This is a genomic window from Methanosarcina flavescens (assembly GCF_001304615.2).
In the GTDB taxonomy this organism is placed as follows: Archaea; Halobacteriota; Methanosarcinia; order Methanosarcinales; family Methanosarcinaceae; genus Methanosarcina; species Methanosarcina flavescens.
The window spans coordinates 1587124-1607046 of sequence record NZ_CP032683.1 but is presented as its reverse complement, the minus strand read 5'-3'; the positions used below and the strand labels follow the sequence as shown (position 1 = coordinate 1607046).

The following is a 19923-nucleotide window of genomic DNA, read 5'->3' as shown; positions in this document are numbered from 1 at the left end:
GTCAGTTGACTGACTTATTCAGCCTCAAAGAAGCCCGGAACATTCTTATGTTCGATTTCTTTTTCCTGTTCTCCAGTTTCAGGAGCTTCCTCCTCAAACGCAGTTGCATACTTAGCGAAGAGTTCCGCAGTCTGTTCATAAGCCGAAAGACTTTCTCTGGATGTCGTTGGCTTTACACGGCGGATTGCACGTTCAAAGTGTCTCTTTGAAATCCTGATTTCTCCTGCCCGTTTCTCTATGTCATATCTGCTAACTCCCGGAGTAACTACCTCCCTAAGTGCCAGCATCGCAGCTTCCCTGCAGATTCCCTCAATGTCCGCACCCACGTATCCATCAGTCATATCCGCGAGTTCTGAAAGGTTAACATCGTCTGCAAGAGGTTTCCCCTGTGTATGAATCTCAAAGATCTTTTCCCTGCTAGCTTTCTCAGGTGGCTTGATATAAATGAGCCTGTCAAAGCGGCCAGGTCTCAGCAGAGCAGGATCCACCATATCTGGACGATTAGTAGCCGCGACAATGATTACATCTTTGAGTTCTTCTACTCCATCCAGTTCGGTAAGAATCTGGCTGACAACTCTTTCGGACACGTGAGTATCTGAAACAGAGCTTCTTTGGGGGGCAATTGAATCAATCTCATCAAAGAAGATAACCGTTGGTGCAGCCTGTTTTGCTTTCCTGAAGGTTTCCCTGATCGCACGTTCGGATTCACCCACGTACTTGCTAAGCAGTTCCGGACCTTTGATACTAATGAAATTAGCTTCGCTTTCACTGGCAACAGCCTTTGCAAGCAGGGTTTTACCTGTACCTGGAGGTCCGAAAAGCAATATACCTCTTGGAGGTTTTACACTGATGGCGCTAAAGATCTCGGGATACTTCAGGGGCCACTCTACAGCCTCAATAAGTTCCTGCTTTGCATTCTCGAGTCCTCCGATATCATCCCAGCTTACGTGTGGGACTTCAACGTAAACTTCCCTCATTGCCGAAGGCTCGATATTCTTGAGAGCTTCCCTAAAATCCTCTTTAGTAACTACGAGGTTATCAATAATCTCCTGAGGAATCTCTTCTTCAATATCGATTTCGGGAGTTATTCTTCTCAGAGCGTGCATTGCAGCTTCCTTACACAGGGAAGCTAAATCAGCTCCCACGAAACCATGAGTTACATCCGCAATTTCACCAAGGCTTACCTCCTGTTCAATTGGCATACCTCTTGTGTGAATTAAAAGAATCTGCTTCCTGCCGTTCCGGTCCGGGATTCCGATTTCTATTTCCCTGTCAAATCTTCCACCACGGCGGAGAGCTTCATCTATTGAATTCGGACGGTTTGTGGCAGCTATTACAATGACCTCGCCTCTGGACTTAAGCCCGTCCATGAGGGAAAGCAGCTGGGCGACCACCCTGCGTTCCAGTTCTCCCGTAACTTCACCACGTTTGGGAGCAATGGAATCTATCTCATCTATGAAGATGATAGAAGGTGAGTCCTTTTCAGCTTCTTCGAAGATCTCACGGAGTTTTTGTTCACTTTCTCCGTAGTACTTGGAAACAATCTCAGGACCGCTGATAGTAATGAAATTGGCATCAGTTTCACTTGCAACCGCCTTTGCAATCATTGTCTTGCCCGTACCAGGTGGCCCGTGAAGCAATACTCCTTTGGGAGGCTCAATCCCAAGCTTCTGGAAAAGTTCAGGATGCCTTAATGGCAGCTCAATCATTTCCCTAACAAGCTGAATTTCTCGCTTAAGCCCACCGATATCTTCGTATGAAATACCTTCTGAAACCTTAATCTCTTCAACCGATTTCTCCTTGATGGCAATCTCGGTATCCTTGGTAACAACAACAGGTCCTGCAGGCCTTGTTGATACCACCACGAAAGTGAGTGGGTTATTTACAGTTTCCACCCTTATCTGTTGACCTTTATTCAGGGGCCTTCCCTCGATAATTCTGAGGATGTAATGGGCACCTCCGACAAGTCTTACAGGCTGGGAAGGAGCAAGGGTAACTCTCTGAGCATGTTTTGCCTGGACTTTCCGGATAGTGACCCTGTCATCAATCCCAACTTTTGCATTGCTGCGCAGATTTCCGTCAATTCGTATCCGGTTTTCCTGGTCACGCTCTACGTTTGGCCAGACAATCGCATAGGTTTTGGTTCTTCCTGAGATCTCGATTATGTCCCCACTTACAAGCCCCATCTGCTGCATCAGCCGGGTGTCGATTCTTGCAATTCCCCTGCCCACGTCCTTATGATAAGCTTCAGCAACTCTCAAGTTCGTTTCTTCAATCATTCATTCTCAACTCCGGTCTCACGTATTTTCCAGTAATACTGGTTATTCTTGATACTATATTCAATAAACCCCTTCTCTTCAAGGTCTATCAGACTAGCGTTAATAACACTGGGATGCAGGCGCAGGTTGTAACACAAGGAAGCTAGAGTGGTTTCATTTTTCAGTAGCTCAAATAGAAGCTCACACTCTACAGGATTAGTGGCGACCTTTTCAATTGAATCCAGGCATTGATCCATAATTTCTGTGTATTCTGCCTGAAGCTGTTGCTGCATCTGTGTCAATTCCTCTTGCCTTTTTTTGAGCTTTTGAAGTCTGCTGCTCAACTTAAGTAATAAAGCAGATGATTCTTCCCTGGCGGGAGCTTCCTTTTTTGAAGGAATCTCGTCTTCTTTCTCTCTGTTAAAATGGATGTCGTGAAGCGTCACTGTATAGGTATACGGGGATACCAGCACTTCAAGCCGCATGTTATTTGCAATATTGAAGTATTTGCGCCTCTGTTCATCCACACTGCACTCTATAATTCCTGCCTGCTCAAGCAGATCCAAGTGACTTATTATGGCTTTTGGTCCTACTCCCAACCTGCCAGAGATCTCACTGACATAGCAGGGGCGGCTTGCAAGGAGTTGTATAATCCTCCTGCGGTTTTCATTCCCCAGAATATCAAGTAATTTTGCCGGGTCCATTTTCCCCCTCTGATGATCATTTAAATTTATGGGATATTAAGGCAATGACGCCAGATTTTTGCTACTATTATTTTTAGATTGTGATGTATCCAGTCTTGAGTAGTTCTGACAGGGATCAGAAACCCTGCCCGATTTTACCCGGAAGATTAGCTGGAGAGGTGTGTATAAGATAGTAACCTAGAGTTAGCATTGATGGTATATAAATATTTGCATTATCAGCTATTTAACCTGTAATCAAAATCAGTATGTACTGGGTATGAGAGAACATAGAGCGATAAACTGGGTTGCTGTATAAGTAACAAAAAGCTAGATGTAGTGTAAGCTAAAAAATAAAATTATTCTCAAATACCGGTAAGGATCTGCAAGTCATGTTTCTCATAGTTTCTGACAAGTCTTATGTTAAATCCGAGCCACGCAGGAAACTTAGAGGATTAACATATCCTTTACCTTATCTCTTTCATTTTCCCAATTTATCAAAAATACTACATGAACGGTTTTTCCATCGTACTCTTCAGATGTTACCGCGATAGTATACGTCAAATCGCAAAACTCTATCGAGCCACAAAATACATCGCCATAGATATAAAACTCAGCTTTACTGTGGGGCATACCTTTAACTTGCCCGGAATAATGACAGGACCTGCCTCCATTAGAAACTGTGATCTTATCTAGTTCTATCTCAAAGTCTCTTTCCAGTAATCTAATACTGATATTTCCGCTTGCAGCAGATTCCTCGAACTTCTTAATATCAATAACAAAAGACTCAGAATCATCCCAGTAACCATTAGAATCAACAGGATTATCCTGAAGATGTATCTTCTGAATCATACCGTTCCCCTGAGCGTCTGTCATTACCTTTGGCGAGCTTTCGTTAGAAGCAGTTTCAACAAGCTGCTTTCCAGAACACTTATCATCCTTGTTATCAACCAGAACAATAGTTCCTGAAAAAACAGCAAATCCAAGAAAGATTAAAAGTACTAGTATTTTACAGACAATGTCGATTTTCATTTAAATCCCAGCTCAGAGATCATAATAACAATTCTAGTGTCAAGCATGAAATTGAACTCTTGATAGAATAACTTTTCTAATAAAAGAAAATCCCTAATTTTGTATATATAATTCATTTGAATATAGAAAACATTTTGAAACTATACCGGGAGCCCTTAAAGAGAAATTTAGAGTAAAGAACAGTGAAGACAGGATTAGTTAATTTTTGCTCTCTAGGCTAAAAGGATAAACCTTTAGATTTTTTCTATAATCGTAACCGGAAATTATTCTTAAAAATTCGCAGGCAAAAGATTTCCGGGAAATCTCAGAAAAAGTTAAAGATTATTTCTGCTTTTTTGGTTTTGCTCTTTCTTTTTTTTGATTGAAAACTGAGGGTAAATGCAGGGCATAGGACCCTTCTTCCCGGATTGCCATGACAAGCTCCTTTCTTTCAAAAAGAGTATCCAAGTTAAGCTCGTAGGAGCCGGGCCCAAGAATTCTTACAGACTCCACTCTTTCTTCATCTGTTCTCCTCTCTGCTTCAGGTTCCTGTTTCACATTTTCCTGCTCACTGGCAAGAGCCTCATCAATATTTCTGACAACTTCATCCAGAGAAGATTCCAGATCCAGCTTTTGTTCTTCCAAAGAGAGTCTTCCCTGGTTCTCCATACTTTCGGGTTCTTTTTTTACATAAAGGAACTTATTCCAGCCGCAGTTCGGGCAGCCGCTTAGGATGACAGAATCTCCGTCTTCAAAAATGGTTCCGCATCTGGTGCATCTGTGGGGCATGAATTCACCGGTAATAGATAATATAAATGATTTAATGTAAATAATGTAATCATGTACTTAGTACATTAGACCTATTAGGTATCCGGGGCCGTTATTTTAATGGATATACAGTGACAACAATGATATCTTCTGGGTACTTTAAAGATACCCTGAATAGATATGTATATTTGTATTTACGACACAACATTTTGTTTTAAAAGAAAGAGATAGCTCCAACCAGCAAAGGTAAAACACACTCTTAGGTTGTAAATCTCTTCCAACTTTTAAGCAGGAAGCCAGCCTGCATATTAGCTTGCTGATCAGGAAAGTTATAATGGACTTTTTACAAAAGCCTCCAGTGCTTCTTTCCATTGATGATTTCGGAACTGACTCTGCGTACTCTTTCCATTTCTTCCAGGACTTCCGGAAGTCTTCCTGGCTGGGCGATTTCAAAGACAACAGAGTCCAGGCCATGATTTATGTAAAGGCTGTGCTTGAGATCCTCAAGACTCCAGGGTTTTTTAGGGTCTTTTCTCATGCACTTTGTCAGGATGCTTATCATATCTTCCATGAAGTTCCATGGATAGACAATCCAGGCCCAATCCTCGAGACGTTCTCCTACATAATCGGGGTCGATTTTCGAGCTTCCCAAATATTGTAATGACGCTGTCCTGACTTCTGCTGGATTGTGGCTCTCTACATAAGCCTTAGCACTTATCATACTCTCTCCTGTATCAACGATATCATCTACGATAAGTACCTTTTTGCCCTCTATCACGTTGTCTGAGAGAGGGTACCGGATATAAGGTTCACCAGTATCGATAGCTGCGGTTCCTACATAGTGCTCGATCTTCAGACTGGATAGATCATCAAGCCCCAGGAAATCGCAGAGCACTCGTCCTGCAAACCAACCTCCTCTGGCAAGCGCAATAATAACGTCCGGTTCGTATCCAGAACGTTTGATTTCGATTGAGACTTTTCGGCACAAGTTATAAATGTAATCCCAGTTTGTAAGCACACATTTAAATGATTCTATGCAAAGTCCTCCCTGATCTGGAATTCACGCATCCGGTCAGGATACTCACCAGTTAAGGGTATGTACTTCCCAAGTTCTACATTTGAGCTATATAATTTAGGTTATAGACTTTAAGGTTTCTTATCTTGCCAAAAGACATTACAGAAAAAGGTTAAAAAATAACCTGATAAGATTTAAAAAGAAATATTTAAAAACTAAATTGGAAGCTTCTATTATACTGAGAGGGCGCGACTAAGTTAATTTCAAATACCTCCAGAGTATCTCATATAAATATTAAATTTCTTTATAAATCCTTTCTGAATAATCGAAGGGAAAAATGAATCTTTCGCAGAAGTGCGAGATCTGGAAAGTGAGATCAATGGACAAAGCCCTTATAGACCTGCTCTTTATGTCCCAGAAGAGAAAAGACCTTTTGCTCCTGCTCAAAAATGGGGGGAAAACGATAGAAGAAATTATAGACACTTTGAACGTTAACCCGACAGGTATGCTTCCTCAAATCAAAAAATTGAAAGACGAACATCTGGTTCTTCAAGAAGACAGGGAGTACAGATTAACTCCTCTTGCGGATATTCTGGTTGAAAAAATGGAACCTCTGCTCGATACTCTGCAGGTCATTGAGGAAAATGCGGGTTACTGGCAGGAACGTGATCTCACCGCTTTACCCAGAGAGTTCCTTGAGAGGCTTAATGAATTAAAGTCCTATTTCATTGTTAGACCTGATCCTGACAATATCTTTGAGCCTCCTGCCATTTTTCTGGAGAATATAGAGAAATCAAGAAAAATCCTCTCTTTTTCTTCAATATTCCATCCGATATTTTCCGAAACCTTCCTGGCAAACAAAGATGACGATACCGAAATAACCCTTATAGTAACAGAAAAAATTTATGAAAGATTGAAAACTGATTTTGAGGGAGAACTGAGACTTTATCTGACTAGGGAAAAAAAGAAGCTTTTTCTATGTACGGATGATATAAAGATTGCAATGCTGGTTAAGACCGAGCGTTTCATGGCTGTTGATTTTCTTACCTCAAAAGGATCTTTTGACCAAGAAACTGTTATATGCTTCGAGCCTGCAGCTCTTAAATGGGCTGAAGACCTTATTCTGCACTACCAAGAGCAGGCTCAGGAAATATAAGGGTAAGCCCGATCAGGGAGATTTGCAGATGAAAGGAAAATGTTAACATATGTTCCCGTCTTACAAACAAAAAATAGTTTGAGTCCCCTTTATAAAGTTTCTTATTTATATCCGGCAATATTACATTTCTCCTTATCAGAATCTTAATCCTGAACCCAAGCCTTTACAGATCGTTTTTCTCTTTAATTTTCTCTTTAAATATCTAAGTCATGGCTTTCATGTATAAAAATAATAAATCCGATAGGAAACCAGGGCTAAAATTCAACCACTTATGTTAAAGAAACCTTATTAAAGGACACTTAATCACTTATTCCCAAATAACCGGGTGGGAAAACCTCCTGGTCTAATTGACTTTTTTATTCCTTTCGCTCTTGAGGATTGATTTATTTATAAATTGGTGTGCCCGTATTCTGGGTTATCTTCTCAAAAGCTTCAACCATCTTCTTTGTAAGCGGCCCAGGTTTGCCTGTACCTATTAACCTTCCATCAAGCCTGGTAAGGGGAGCGGCTTCGGCTGCAGTTCCTGTAACAAATATCTCATCTGCTGTGTAGAGGTCAAACAGACCAAGATTTGTTTCAATGGTCTTGTATCCCATTTCATCCAGGAGTTCTATGGCTGTAGCCCTGGTAATCCCTTTCAGGTTACTGACTGTATTAGGAGTAAGAACCTGATCGTTCTTGACTATAAAGATGTTATCCCCAGAGCCCTCACACACAAAACCGTTCTGGTCGAGGAAAATAGCTTCGTCTCCTCCTTTCTCATTGGCTTCGATTTTTGCAAGGATATTGTTCAGGTAGTTCAGGGATTTGATATTCGGGGACAGGGCATCAGGTGCATTTCTCCGGATACAGACACTGACTCCTGTGAGCCCGACTTCATACAGGTCACCGTACATGGCTCCCCAGCCCTGGGCTATAACAACCACACAGGGTTTCTCACACTTGCGAGGGTCAAGCCCAAGATCCCCGATTCCTCTTGAGACGATAGGACGGATATATGCATCTTTAAGGTTGTTTTTCCTGAGCGTCTCAAGGATTATTTCGGTCATCTCTTCTTTTGTAAGGGGGATGTCCATTGCAATTGCTTTTGCTGAGTCATAAAGCCTGTCAACATGTTCTTTTAACTTAAAAACACGCCCGTTGTATGCCCTAATTCCTTCAAAAACACCGTCACCATAGAGGAAGCCATGGTCATAAACCGAAACTTTGGCTTCGGATTTGGGAACAAAGTTCCCATCAAGATAAATAAGTAACTCACTCATTTGCGAACAATCCTTTACAATTTTAGTACTTTATAGGGTTTACCTCTTCTCCTGACACTTTAATCAAACATAACCTTAATACAAATCTGATTGCACTGCTCGCTCCTCTCATTCATTGAAGTTACGAGTTATGCATGGGTTCTTAACGGAACTCAAAGCTTGAGGGGAAGTTTTCCGTACTGTAACTTTTAGATGAAACGTTAAATATAGCGGTATATACTGAATATATTTTATAATTCCGCTTCGACGTAGATACTTTTAAGATTTTTACAGTACTGATTCGCGCGTTCATACAAAAAGCTTTTATGTTAGAAGGCTCATTTCGTATTCCGCAGTAGGAACAGCAAAGAGGGCTCGTGGCTTAGCCAGGATATAGCGCTGGGCTTCTAACCCAGACGTCGGGGGTTCAAATCCCTTCGAGCCCGCTTTATTCTCTACTATTTTCCAATGCTGAGCAAAACACTCTCATTCTCTTATCTTCTACACATCTATCTTTTTCTGTAAAACTCCATATTCCCTCTACGTGCTCCTTTCTTACTCAACTCTTTGTGCGTAGAGACTCTCTGGCACAGATGCAGCTTTACTAGAGCACGCGCAATTTTTACTTTAAAACGTTTGAATTCAAAACCGAAGATTCACAAAATAAGCAAAATCGAAGATTCACAAAATAAGGCTTAAACTCTTAGATATCGAAGAATTAAGTAAGTAAAAGCTAAAAAATTGAATTAAAATGCAAAATTAAGAAAAATCGCTTGCCGGAAAACATTGAAATTTTCGATTCAAATCCTCATTTTTCCAGGCATGGATAAAGTTTCATCGCTGGATATCGCTTCCCTTGGTGCTGGGAACCATTTCAAATCTTTCTCCTGATGGCATAAGTATTGCCAGAAGGATATACAGGAAAACGCCAATTCCTCCCTGCAAAGCAAGAGCCGCAAAAGCGAGCCTTATGAATGTAGGGTCAATTTCAAAATATTCCCCCAGTCCGCCGCAGACTCCAAAGAGCATACGGTCTTTCTTGCTTTTAGCCAGGCGCTTTTTCATGGTATAAGTGGTGCGCTTCTCTTCCCTAGTTTCTTCTCTCGCTTCCCTGGCCTCTTCCCTAGTTTCTTCTCTTATTTCCTTGGCTTCCTCCCTTACTTTTTCTCTGGCTTCCTCTTCTTTTCTCTCCCCTGGTTCTATAATGATTCTCTCTTCCATTTCTTTAGGCTTTGTCCAGGATTTCTCTGTATAGCCGGTTTCAATTTCTCCCGGAGCCTTGAAATCGCTTTCATCTGGGACTTTTATCTCTTCGATTGTGGGACTTCCTGCGACTTTCTCTTCCATACCTTCAGGTTTCTCCCAGGATTCTTCTTTATAACCAGTTTCAAGTTCTCCTTGAGGTTTGAATTCGCTCTTTGTCGGTTCTTCTCTTTTTAGGGATTCGCCGCTTCCACTGGTCACATCGGTTTTTCTCTCAGGTTTCGTACCTCTTTCAGATTCGGCTTTAACTACCCCTGGAACTTCAAAAAAACTCCCCTTAGTTACCTTTTTTTCTTGAGATTCGGGATTTTCCTGCATGATAGTTATTCTATTTTTGAGGATTTATATTATGCTGGTACCTTTTCCATCTTCTTTATTATTTTCATTTTCTTTCTTCGATTTCAGTGACGTTCCGAACAACCGCATTCTTTCTCACTGCGAAAAGCTCCGTATAGCATCAGAGGCAAAAGCAAAAACGCAAAACCCAGTTTCATGTCTTCGGGAAGCAATTCTTTTGCAGTACCAACGGTTGCGGCCGCGCTTATTCCTAGTTTCAGGTAGAACCAGTCCAGCACAAATCCTGCACCTAGGGCACAGAGGGAAATCACTCCCAGATATAGGGCTGCCGAACGTTTTCCCAGGAAGCGGGCAACCATAGTTATAGTTGCTGCATTGGTTGCCGGACCTGCAAGAAGGAAAACAAAAGCTGTGCCCGGACTCATCCCTTTGGCTACGAGGCTTGCTGCAAGTGGGGTAGAAGCTGTAGCGCAGATGTAAAGGGGAATTCCTACCAGAAGCATTACAAGCATTGATCCAAAACCGCTTCCCAGATAATTCTGGATAAGGCTTTCAGGGACTGCATATGAAATTATTCCTGCAAACACGATCCCTATGAACATCCATCTGGAAATCTCTCCTGGCAGCTCGATATAGGCATATTTTATCCCTTTAATCAGTCTGGCTCTTATCGATTTTTCAATTTTTCCCTCTGTAACGGGCTCTTCTTCGCATTCACAGCCTCCGCACCCGCATGAAGGGCTATCTTTCTGGAAATCTGGGCTCACCAGGGTAAGATTCCGGATACCTTCGGGCTTATTACTGATTCCCAGGTATTTTACCCCTGAAAGCTTTAACTCTATATCCTTAACCAGAGTTGTTACATGCCCGGTTTTCCCGTTAACCAAGTCTGCTGGTTTATTGCAATTACATGAAGAGGAACTGCATGGGTAAGGGTTGCAATGGTTTCCCTGTACAGAAGCCCCTATCAAAGTCGAGACTGCAAGGATTTCTGCCTTTTTTCCGGGATTTTCCTGTTTTTTTATGTTCTCTTTTCCCGTCTCTTCCCCTATCAAAAAGTTGTCTGCGAGCCCTGCAAGGATGGCAGTCATAAGGGCGACGAACGGGCGAAAAACTGCCATAAGAGGATCCAGAAGAGCGTAAGTAACTGCTATCGAATCCACTCCGGTTTCTGGAGTCGAGATAAGAAAGGAAAGAGTTGCACCCCTATTTGCTCCTCTTTTTCTTATTGACATAGCTGCAGGGATAACTCCGCAGGAGCATAAGGGCAGGGGAAGACCCGCCAAGGATGCATTGACAACAGAACGGACTTTTCCTGCCGATGCTCCGAGGTAATCCACAATCTTCCGGTCAGGCACCAGGACATTGAGAAGACCTGCAATTCCAAAGCCGAAAACAAGATAGGGAGCCGCTTCGACGAAGATCTCCCAGGATGCAAGGAGAATGCCTGAAATAAGGGACAGAACAGAATTGAGAAACTCGAGGCTCATGCTTTTTCCTCCACATGCTCAAGGCACATCTCAATAAGTGTGCGGACGTGCTCATCCGCAATATAGTAAATCGTAAATCTTCCTTCCCTTCTGACACGCACAAGGTCAAGCTGCCTGAGAGTGCGAAGGCTGTGTGAAACTGCGGATTGGGTGACATCAAGTGCCTGCTCAAGCTCACAGACGCACATCTCTTCCTGCCTTAACAGGAAAAGGATCTTAAGACGGGTATCGGACTGGAGCGCCTGAAAAACCGCAGCCATCCTTATTATGGCGTCTGAGTCAGGAATATTTTGTAGCAGGTTTGCTATCTGCTTTGAGTCTACTTTTTTACATTTATCTTGCATGAATAAATGAACAGTTGTTCATATATTAATATCTTCTTAAACTTGTGGTAATCAAGGAAGTAGCCAGAATTTCACTCCACCTTTAATTTTTTTGTGCCTTTCATAGGAGCAGTACAAAGATAAAAAAAACCGCAAGGACAGAGAGGGCTTTCCAGTCGTCCTTCTGCATGGAAAGCTCATGCATTGAGGTCCGCCTGCTTCCCTGATATCCCCTGCTCTCCATTGCAAGAGCCAGCTCTTCAGCGTCCCTGATCACGCCTCTCAGCAGGGGAATCGCAAGGGCAGGAACGGAACGGAGAGGATTTTTCACAGAGTCCATGCCTCTTGCAGCCTGAGCCGCTTTTGTACGTTCAACTCTCTCAAACAGAAGGGGAAGAAACGCTATAGAGATATTCATCATCGTAGCAAGCTCAAAAGATGTGATTCCAAGCCATCGCAGGGGTAAAGGCCTTAGCATTCTCTCTATGCCGCAGGTAATTGCCGATGGATCGGTACTGGCCGTCAAAAGGGCTGCAAAAAGCAAAAGGAGTACAAATCGAGCAGCAAGCTTTAGCCCTGTCTCCAGCCCCTCAAGCGTCGGTTGCAGAATCCAGTACGAAGCAAGAGATTTTCCATCGGTGAAAAATAGCTGTGCTAGAAAAATGAAAACTATAAACAACATCATAGGCCTTACTGCTCTAAAAAATATTTTCATTGGCAGCCCTGAGAGTGAAGCAAGGGCAAAGAAAAACGCGAAAAGCGCCGCTACTCCTGCAAAATTCTCAATCCTGAACGTCAGAATTCCAAGCAGCATTACTGCTGTAATTTTTGTTCTGGGATCAAGCCTGTGAAGAAAGGAGACTCCGGGTACGTAACTGAATACAGGTTCCTGCATATTCCATCACGTTTCCCCTGTAAAGCATTTTTCAGGAATTTTTCCGGTTCTTTCCGTTTCAATCCCTCTTAGTTCAGTTCTCATTACTTTTTTCCAGTCTAATTTCCGTTATCCTCTTTTTCAAAAACGGATTTTAATTTCAGGATCTCTTCAAGAGCATCTTCGACCGTGAATATTGCAGGGTTTACTGATAATCCTCTCGCCCTGAGTTCTTTCATCATGGAGGCTATGGGCGGAAGAGGTATGCACCCTCTCTCAAGGTAGCTTTCCCGGCTGCCCTGAAAGGCTATTTTTCCCTCCTTTATGAGCACGATTGTTTCCAGTAATGGGAAGAACCCTTTGAGATTATGGGTAACCGCTATAACTGCAGTCCCTTTCTCTTTTATTTTTTTGAGAGCTTCAAGAATTTCCTTTTTTCCAGCCGGATCAAGCCCTGTTATGGGTTCGTCGAGTACCAGGTAATCCGGCCTGAGGGCAAGGGCACTTGCGAGAGCAACTCTTTGCATTTCTCCTCCACTCAGGCTGAAAGGATCCCGAGTAAGTACGCTCTGATCAAGAGAAACAGCCTCAATTGCCTCATATACTCTTTCCTCGGTTTCTCTTTTCGAGCACCCGAAGTTCAGAGGCCCGAAGGCTATTTCTTGATATACAGTCTTACAAAAAAGCTGGTCAGCAGCCTGTTGAAAAACCATTCCTATCCTGCGTTTCACCTCTTTTAAAGAGGGATCAAGCCCATCCACGCGAATTTTTCCGGTTTCCGGCTTCAAAAGCCCATTGAAAAGTTTTGTGAGAGTGGATTTCCCAGCACCTTTTTCTCCCAGTATTCCCACAAACTCTCCTTTCTCTATTCGCAGGTTAATGTTTCTTAAAGCAGGCGTTTCCAGAGGAGTCTTTCTGGAATAGGAGAAACTTACGTTTTCAAGAATAATCGGCATATTTCCTCTGCAAAGTTTTGCGGGGAAGAAGTTTTTTCCCAGGGAATTGTTACTCCATGCATTCTCAGTTTCTCAGCGAGCTCAGTCAGGGAAGGCAAGGCAAGTCCCAGGTTCTGGAGAGAAGTATCAGAAAAAATGCTTTCAGGGTCTCCATCAAGCCTTATTCTTCCTTTTTCCATGACAAGGATTCTATCGGCGTCATGGAGTTCTTCGAGATTATGAGTAATATATATAATTGTTTTTCCTTTTTTATGTAATTTTTTTATGGTTTCGAGGATAGCCATTCCGGACTCCGGGTCCAGCATGGAACTAACCTCGTCAAAAATAAGGCATTCAGGTTCCATTGCAAGAATTCCTGCCAGAGCCACACACTGTCCCTGTCCTCCACTTAGCGTTTTTGGAGATCGATGCCTGTATTTTTCAAGCTCGGTTTCAGCAAGCGCCATATCCACACACTTTCTGATTTCCACAGGAGGAAGGCAGAGATTCTCTGGGCCGAAAGCTAGATCTTCTTCAACTGTCCTGCCCACAAATTGAGTTTCAGGATTCTGGAAAACAATACCCACAAACTTCCGGATTCCCTTAAGTTTTGAAGGGTCACAGGTATCCATTCCCCTTATCATTACCCTGCCAGTTTGGGGTTTCAGAAGCCCGCTGAGCAGAAGGGCAAGTGTGGATTTTCCGCTGCCATTTTTTCCTACTACCCCTATAAATTCTCCTTTTTTTATATCCAGATTTATATTCTCAAGCGCAGGGGTACCGTCAGAATAACTATAACTTACTTTTTCAAGCCTGATCATGCTTAATCGAAATTTTATTTCTTTATCTTAAATTTTCTGGAAAACTCGATTTCTTCTCAACTTCAATCCTATTAAAAAAATTAGAAATAGGAGATTTTAAAGTTCATAGGTTGAAGCAATATATGCCGCAACTGCAGCTTTTACGACCTCTCCAGGCAGAAACGGAATGACACCAAGAGTAAAGGCTGCTCTGGGATCAATTTCAGCTACAAACATCAATTGAATAAATCCACAGGCATAGATAACGAGGACTGCTGCGCTCATGTTAAGCGCATTAACGAAGAAGCTGGATTTGTCAGCGCTTTCAGCCTTTTCGGAAAGCTTTCCTACTATATAAGCCGCCAGGATGAAGCCGATTATGTATCCGCCTGTTGGCCCGAGGAGCACTCCCATTCCGGAAGTACCTCCTGCAAACACAGGAAGCCCTGCTATACCGAGCAAGGTATACACTATCATGCTCAGGCCTCCCCATTTGCTTTTCAACATGCTTCCGGCGAGCAGGACAAAGAAAACCTGCAGTGTAACAGGGACAGGAGAGAAAGGTACAGGAATCTGTATGTAAGCTCCTGCGGCAGTCAGGGCAGCAATAAGGGATGCGAAAACCATCATCCTGAGCTCAGGAGTATGGGCGGAATAATAATCGTTGTTTTTTATATGCAAACTTTTTCCTCTTAATATTTTTACCCAGTTTTTCAATTTTTCGCCTTTTTCGGGTCTTTCAAAGCTTTTCTGCCTCGAAATTAGCAGTCAAGATAATTCGGTGCAGTTAAAAGCTAGTAATAAAGACATAGACACATAATTAGTATAGATTGAACCTAACTGATGAAATTCCAAACTAATATAGATTGAATATATCTGATCTATACTTATGTGAACTGATGAAGATCGCGATACTTATGTGAACTGATTAAATCGAAATTGACTAACAGAGTCTGAGGTGCTGATAGAAACCGGGAATTGCGGTAGTCCTGTCAGCCTTATAGTGATAACTCCATAAACGTCAATTCCCAACTTGTGAAAGTGGAAGCGGTTGAGAACCTAAGGTATTGTTAACTTTGTTAGGATTAATGGTTTACATTGGATTTAAAACTTTCCTGAAAAATCAGCTCTATTTTACTGGCTTACCTTTCTCCCTTCAGAGCGATAATTTGATATATATCTTATGCCGGTATTATGGATACTTCACCTGAGATACAAATTCAACAGGCGGATGCTAGATTGTATTCTTCAGAGAAACGCTTTATGGGCGCGTGGCCTAGCCCGGATATGGCGGCAGCCTCCTAAGCTGTAAATCGGGGGTTCAAATCCCTTCGCGCCCGCTAATTTCCTTTAATCTGCTTTTTTATAAAATATTTCCGTGCGAACTATGGAAAATTTCTTATTTGTCGAGAGTAATTTCATTGCAGTACACGGTGTATTTTTATATATAAGCCAGTGCAGCCCATTCTATTAAAAATAAAATATCACCTAAGAGGAAACACGAATTGATCAGGAAAGCCAGGGTAGATGACGTTGTTGTAATGAAGCAGATCATCAATACTTATTCGAAGGAAGAGCTAATGCTCGCCCGTTCACTGAGTGAGATGTACGAAAATATCAGGGATTATTACGTCTGCGAGATTGATGGAGAGGTTGTGGGTTGCTGTGCCCTGCATGTAGTATGGGAAGACCTCGCAGAGATACTTGCCCTTGCCGTGAATCCCGAGTGTGCTAGGAAAGGAATAGGTACAAAGCTTGTCTTGGCCTGCCTTGAGGATGCTGAAAATCTTGGCATGAAGGAAGTTTTTGCACTTACTTACGTGCCTGAATTTTTCGAAACTCTGGGCTTCAAGATTATAGATAAGAATAGCCTTCCCAGGAAAATCTGGTCTGGTTGTCTGAGATGCCCCAAGTTTCCGGATTGTAATGAAATTGCTGTCCTGAAATCGATCAATTCTTGAATTTCTTCCGAAACTGTTCTTTACTATTTTTTTCCTTAAGAATTTAAATAGAATCCACAGTGATTTGATTTATAGTATTTAAAATAAATGTAAACTGCTAGAAACAAAAATTATTTATTCAAGCGGTTACTTTTTTAGGTTATCCTAATTATCTGGTCTGAAGTCAGGCATATGTTGGCGAGATGATATTAATGAACATCGATAGATTTGAAGAATATCTTGAGACTATTCTCTATCTTATTAGAAAGAACAAGGGACCTGCAAAGACCAAACAGATCTCTGAAGAACTCAACGTATCTCCGCCGAGCGTGACGGAGATGATAAAAAAATTATATTCCTCGGGACTTGTAGAGTATACACCTTATCAAGGAGTCGAATTGACAGAAAAAGGAACTGACCAGGCTATCAAGATTAAAAGAAAGCATCAGGTGCTTGAAACTTTCCTAGTTGACGTCCTGGATTTCGATAGGAAGGAAGCCCATAAGGAAGCTTGCGAACTTGAGCATGCAGTATCTGATGCCGTACTTGAGAGGCTCTACGAGTTTCTTGGAAGTCCAGAGTACTGCCCTGATGGAAACCCTATCAATCTTGATAAAAATAACATTACACAAGATGAGAAGTTCATTCCACTTGACGAGATGGAAGAGGGAAGTTCAGGCAAAGTCGCGCGGGTAACCCTTCCCAGGGAAACAAAGGAACGCCTGATCTCCCTCGGTATTCTTACCGGAGAAGACATTGAGGTAAGGCGCAAGCAAAAACAGGGTTGTATTTCGGTCATGGCAATAGGATCAGAAATTGCTCTTGGAAGAGACATTGCAAAGAAAATTTTCATATCTCCTAAAAGCAAAAACGTGTAAAAACGCAGAGAAGGCATATTAATGGCACAAAGCTGAATAACTGGAGATGTGATCAGAATTTCCAGCTCATGTTGCACTTCCGAAAGTGGAGGTAAGAACAAAAGTCCCTATGATATGACAATTGCTTTCATAGGGAACCCAAGCGTTGGAAAAAGCGTTTTTTTTAGCAGGCTTACCGGGGTAGGTGTTGAGGTCTCGAATTATCCTGGCACGACAGTTGCACTTAAAAGAGGAATTGTAAAAGCCAGGGGGAAGACTATCGAAGTTGTTGACCTGCCAGGCATTTATTCCCTTGGGACTACAAACGAAGACGAGAAGGTAACCAAGAGATTTCTGATTGAAGACCGGCCGGATATTATCGTTAATGTCCTTGATGCGAGCAGGCTTGAGAGGAATCTGTACCTGACCCTTCAGCTTCTGGAACTCGATATTCCTATGGTTATTGCGTTAAATCAGGTGGATCTGGCTGCAGACCTTGGGATTCTCGTTGATGCTGATGGACTCTCTGAACTGCTTGGTCTGCCTGTAGTGCCAACTGTTGCTACCCGGGGAATAGGACTCGATGACGTAATGCTTGTAGCCCTTGCAGAGCAGGGTAAGACTCAGGAACATCACAGGGTAGGATACAGCCAGTTGATCCGCCAGGCTCTTTCCAGCCTGGACTATGCTTTTCCAAATGTCCCTCCAAGCGTAAAAACAGCAGCTCTTCTGGACGATGCAGAGTTTGTAGATCTCTGCTGTATGCCACCTGAAGCTAACGCGTTGCTCTCTTCTGCCAGGCGATTAAGGAAGAATCTGGAGATGGAACATGGAATTTCGGTGCCTGAAACTGTTGCAAGAGATCTTTATGGGGAAGCCGGATATATTGTGGACAGCGTGGTTTCAAGGTTCGAACCTAAAAAAAGCTTGAGAGAAAAAATAGATGCCATCCTTACCTCCCCTAACTTCGGAATTGCTGTACTTATATCTGCCCTGCTCCTTACTTTTCTTCTTGTTTTCCGGGTAGGAGGTTTCCTTGAAACCTGGATTGTGGATGAGGTTTTTGAGCCTTATGTGATCCAGCCTGCCGAAGCCGTAACTTCAGATATGCCGCCTATCCTGGGAAACCTGATCGTATATTCTCTCAGGGGGGTAGAAGCCGGATTTGCGATTGCAATTCCCTATATTGCAGTCTTTTACGCCATTCTTTCCATATTCGAAGATTCGGGCTATCTTACTAGGGCAGCTTTTCTGCTGGATAATCTCGCGCACAAGCTTGGGCTTCATGGGAGAGCCGTGATCCCTCTTGTTCTTGGCTTTGGCTGCAATGTTCCTGCAATTATGGCAGTGCATGCTCTTGGTACGCGGCGGGAAAAGAGAATTGCTTCCGTTCTTATTTCCCTTGTTCCCTGCTCTGCAAGAACGGTTATCATCCTTGGGCTTGTAGGAACATTCGTAGGCTTCTGGCCTGCAGTTTCAATATATGTTCTTGAGATGTTTATCATTGTCAGCCTGGGATGGATTTTGGGAAGAAGTCTTCCAGGTCAGAAGAGTGGGTTTATCATGGAAATGACTCCTCTCAGGAAGCCTGAACTGAAATCTACCATCAAGAAAACATGGATGAAGAGCCGGGAGTTTGTCTACATTGCTTTCCCACTTCTACTCATCGGAAGTGCTTTTCTAGGAGTTGTCGATGCCCTGGGACTTCTTTCCATCTTTCAGGACTTTGTCGAGCCCATATCTGTAGGTCTGCTGGGGCTTCCATCATTTGTGGTAACAGCTCTGGTCTTTGGAATTCTTCGAAAAGAAATGGCTCTTCAGATCCTTGCCGTACTTGCAGGTACAGCTAACTTTGCAGCTATATTAACACCTGTTCAGATGTACCAGTTTGCTGTAATTACAACCATCTATATTCCCTGTGTGGCAACAATTGCAGTACTGAAGCACGAACTTGGAACAAAGGATACAGCTTTGATAGTCTCCTTTACCACATTACTGGCTCTCGGTATGGGTATCCTCATACGGGTTTTTGGGCCTTCTTTCCTTTAACTTCTTTTTCCCTTTTATTCGTGGTTTTAGAGTTTTTCCTGTTCTTACTGGTGTTAAAAAGCAGCATTCTTCCTTTATAGCTTTTCAGGTTTATTTTATGAAAGACAAGTTTTTTATCAAGAACATAACATTTATATATTAATAAGCTTGTTTTCTCTTTTCCAAAGTATCTTGCTTTTACCGCAAATTATTAATATCTGATACATAGTGTTTATTCCCGATGACCCGAATTACCAATCACTTACACAAAAACGTGTTGAGTGTTATTATGGATATAATTGAAATGGATCATTTCCACGAGCCTGAACTTGACGAGGTCCATTTTTTCCTTGAAAGTACTGGAACTCATGGTTCTGTTGTTAACGAAACTGCTGCGGAAATGGAATGTACATCTTCCAAAATTCAATCACGGGAGAGTGTACTGGTTTTCAAGGATTCCTTTTCATCCAATAACTAACACTTCCCTTTAAATATTTTTCAACCCCGACTGAAATCCAGCTCTTTAACTCATTTTATTTTTGAGTTAAGCTTGGGTTTCATTCCCCTATTTTGCAGTATTGATACCTTTTTCTCTGAACCCTACACTGTGAATCTTACTCAGGGTTTGAACGTTAACGTTATTCCCATCCGGCTGTTCAGGAAGCGTGAGGTTCCTCAGTTTCTCCATTACTGATTTCATAATGTATATATCGAAAATTATTTATCCAAATTATTTTTCTGATTTATTCTCTCTTTTCCCCTGGAAAGAACCTTTTCATTTTCTAATATTTCTTCCTATATTTTTGCCTGTGATTCCAGATGGTTTATGCGAAATATTTCCTTAAATTTAAGTAAAAAATATTCCATTCTTATTTAAAGAAGAGTTCTATAAAGCCGCAATAATACTATCGATTACCATATATATTTAAAGTAAGATTACATGTACTTTGTACATATTATTTAAATTTCTATGATCTAATCGATTTA

General features: G+C 42.1%; 19 protein-coding genes and 2 tRNA genes. 7 read left to right on the top strand and 14 right to left on the bottom strand.

Features of this window, described 5'->3' with window-relative positions; all coding sequences use genetic code 11:
* Nucleotides 1–14: 14 nt before the first annotated feature.
* From AOB57_RS07220 to AOB57_RS07200, 5 genes are all read right to left on the bottom strand, one after another.
* Complete coding sequence (locus tag AOB57_RS07220) at nucleotides 15–2279, bottom strand: CDC48 family AAA ATPase (RefSeq protein ID WP_054299730.1); 2265 nt, start codon at nucleotides 2277–2279, stop codon at nucleotides 15–17.
* Nucleotides 2276–2962 carry an ArsR/SmtB family transcription factor gene (locus AOB57_RS07215; RefSeq protein WP_054299731.1) on the bottom strand — a complete coding sequence of 229 codons (687 nt, stop codon included), beginning with the start codon at nucleotides 2960–2962 and terminating at the stop codon, nucleotides 2276–2278. The genes AOB57_RS07220 and AOB57_RS07215 overlap by 4 nt, the downstream gene beginning before the upstream one ends.
* A gap of 423 nt (nucleotides 2963–3385) precedes the next feature.
* Complete coding sequence (locus AOB57_RS07210) at nucleotides 3386–3970, bottom strand: hypothetical protein (RefSeq protein WP_054299732.1); 585 nt, start codon at nucleotides 3968–3970, stop codon at nucleotides 3386–3388.
* Between the two features lie 321 nt (nucleotides 3971–4291).
* Nucleotides 4292–4738: a Zn-ribbon domain-containing protein gene (locus AOB57_RS07205; protein WP_054299733.1), complete on the bottom strand. Its 447-nt coding sequence runs from the start codon at nucleotides 4736–4738 to the stop codon at nucleotides 4292–4294.
* Between the two features lie 322 nt (nucleotides 4739–5060).
* Nucleotides 5061–5735 (bottom strand): phosphoribosyltransferase, encoded by a 675-nt coding sequence (locus AOB57_RS07200; protein WP_082384311.1) that lies wholly within the window; start codon nucleotides 5733–5735, stop codon nucleotides 5061–5063.
* 334 nt (nucleotides 5736–6069) lie between these two features.
* Here AOB57_RS07200 and AOB57_RS07195 point away from each other — a divergent pair, with 334 nt between their 5' ends.
* A complete protein-coding gene (locus tag AOB57_RS07195) occupies nucleotides 6070–6888 on the top strand; it encodes a helix-turn-helix transcriptional regulator (protein WP_226999668.1) in 819 nt (272 codons plus the stop codon).
* A 383-nt stretch (nucleotides 6889–7271) separates the two neighbouring features.
* Here AOB57_RS07195 and ilvE read toward each other — a convergent pair whose 3' ends face one another.
* Nucleotides 7272–8150, bottom strand: coding sequence for a branched-chain-amino-acid transaminase (gene ilvE, locus AOB57_RS07190; RefSeq protein WP_054299735.1), 879 nt, complete (start codon nucleotides 8148–8150; stop codon nucleotides 7272–7274).
* A gap of 350 nt (nucleotides 8151–8500) precedes the next feature.
* On the opposite strand from ilvE, the gene AOB57_RS07185 reads away from it, so the two are divergent.
* Nucleotides 8501–8575, top strand: a tRNA-Arg gene (locus tag AOB57_RS07185).
* A gap of 388 nt (nucleotides 8576–8963) precedes the next feature.
* Here the strand turns inward: AOB57_RS07185 and AOB57_RS07180 are convergent.
* The 7 genes from AOB57_RS07180 to AOB57_RS07150 form a co-directional block, all read right to left on the bottom strand.
* Nucleotides 8964–9710 carry a PspC domain-containing protein gene (locus tag AOB57_RS07180; RefSeq protein ID WP_082384312.1) on the bottom strand — a complete coding sequence of 249 codons (747 nt, stop codon included), beginning with the start codon at nucleotides 9708–9710 and terminating at the stop codon, nucleotides 8964–8966.
* An 83-nt stretch (nucleotides 9711–9793) separates the two neighbouring features.
* A complete protein-coding gene (locus tag AOB57_RS07175) occupies nucleotides 9794–11179 on the bottom strand; it encodes an SO_0444 family Cu/Zn efflux transporter (protein WP_054299736.1) in 1386 nt (461 codons plus the stop codon).
* Entirely contained in the window at nucleotides 11176–11523 is a 348-nt protein-coding gene (locus AOB57_RS07170) for an ArsR/SmtB family transcription factor (RefSeq protein ID WP_054299737.1), read from the bottom strand. Before AOB57_RS07170 ends, AOB57_RS07175 begins: the two co-directional genes overlap by 4 nt.
* A gap of 100 nt (nucleotides 11524–11623) precedes the next feature.
* A complete protein-coding gene (locus AOB57_RS07165; protein ID WP_054299738.1) occupies nucleotides 11624–12397 on the bottom strand; it encodes an energy-coupling factor transporter transmembrane component T family protein in 774 nt (257 codons plus the stop codon).
* A gap of 98 nt (nucleotides 12398–12495) precedes the next feature.
* Entirely contained in the window at nucleotides 12496–13332 is an 837-nt protein-coding gene (locus AOB57_RS07160) for an ATP-binding cassette domain-containing protein (protein WP_054299739.1), read from the bottom strand.
* On the bottom strand, nucleotides 13308–14132 hold the full coding sequence (locus AOB57_RS07155) for an energy-coupling factor transporter ATPase (protein WP_054299740.1): 825 nt from the start codon (nucleotides 14130–14132) through the stop codon (nucleotides 13308–13310). Before AOB57_RS07155 ends, AOB57_RS07160 begins: the two co-directional genes overlap by 25 nt.
* A gap of 96 nt (nucleotides 14133–14228) precedes the next feature.
* Nucleotides 14229–14741 (bottom strand): biotin transporter BioY, encoded by a 513-nt coding sequence (locus AOB57_RS07150; RefSeq protein ID WP_394339710.1) that lies wholly within the window; start codon nucleotides 14739–14741, stop codon nucleotides 14229–14231.
* Between the two features lie 635 nt (nucleotides 14742–15376).
* Here AOB57_RS07150 and AOB57_RS07145 point away from each other — a divergent pair.
* From AOB57_RS07145 to AOB57_RS07125, 5 genes are all read left to right on the top strand, one after another.
* Nucleotides 15377–15451 (top strand) — tRNA-Arg (locus AOB57_RS07145).
* Between the two features lie 165 nt (nucleotides 15452–15616).
* Nucleotides 15617–16072, top strand: a complete 456-nt coding sequence (locus tag AOB57_RS07140; protein ID WP_054299741.1) for an N-acetyltransferase — start codon at nucleotides 15617–15619, stop codon at nucleotides 16070–16072.
* Nucleotides 16073–16263: 191 nt separating this feature from the next.
* On the top strand, nucleotides 16264–16929 hold the full coding sequence (locus AOB57_RS07135; protein WP_054299742.1) for a metal-dependent transcriptional regulator: 666 nt from the start codon (nucleotides 16264–16266) through the stop codon (nucleotides 16927–16929).
* Nucleotides 16930–16977: 48 nt separating this feature from the next.
* Nucleotides 16978–18957 carry a ferrous iron transport protein B gene (feoB, locus tag AOB57_RS07130; protein WP_054299743.1) on the top strand — a complete coding sequence of 660 codons (1980 nt, stop codon included), beginning with the start codon at nucleotides 16978–16980 and terminating at the stop codon, nucleotides 18955–18957.
* Between the two features lie 268 nt (nucleotides 18958–19225).
* Nucleotides 19226–19414: a hypothetical protein gene (locus AOB57_RS07125; protein WP_226999667.1), complete on the top strand. Its 189-nt coding sequence runs from the start codon at nucleotides 19226–19228 to the stop codon at nucleotides 19412–19414.
* 87 nt (nucleotides 19415–19501) lie between these two features.
* Here the strand turns inward: AOB57_RS07125 and AOB57_RS14845 are convergent, their stop codons facing one another.
* Nucleotides 19502–19636, bottom strand: a complete 135-nt coding sequence (locus AOB57_RS14845) for a hypothetical protein (protein ID WP_264371733.1) — start codon at nucleotides 19634–19636, stop codon at nucleotides 19502–19504.
* Nucleotides 19637–19923: the final 287 nt, after the last annotated feature.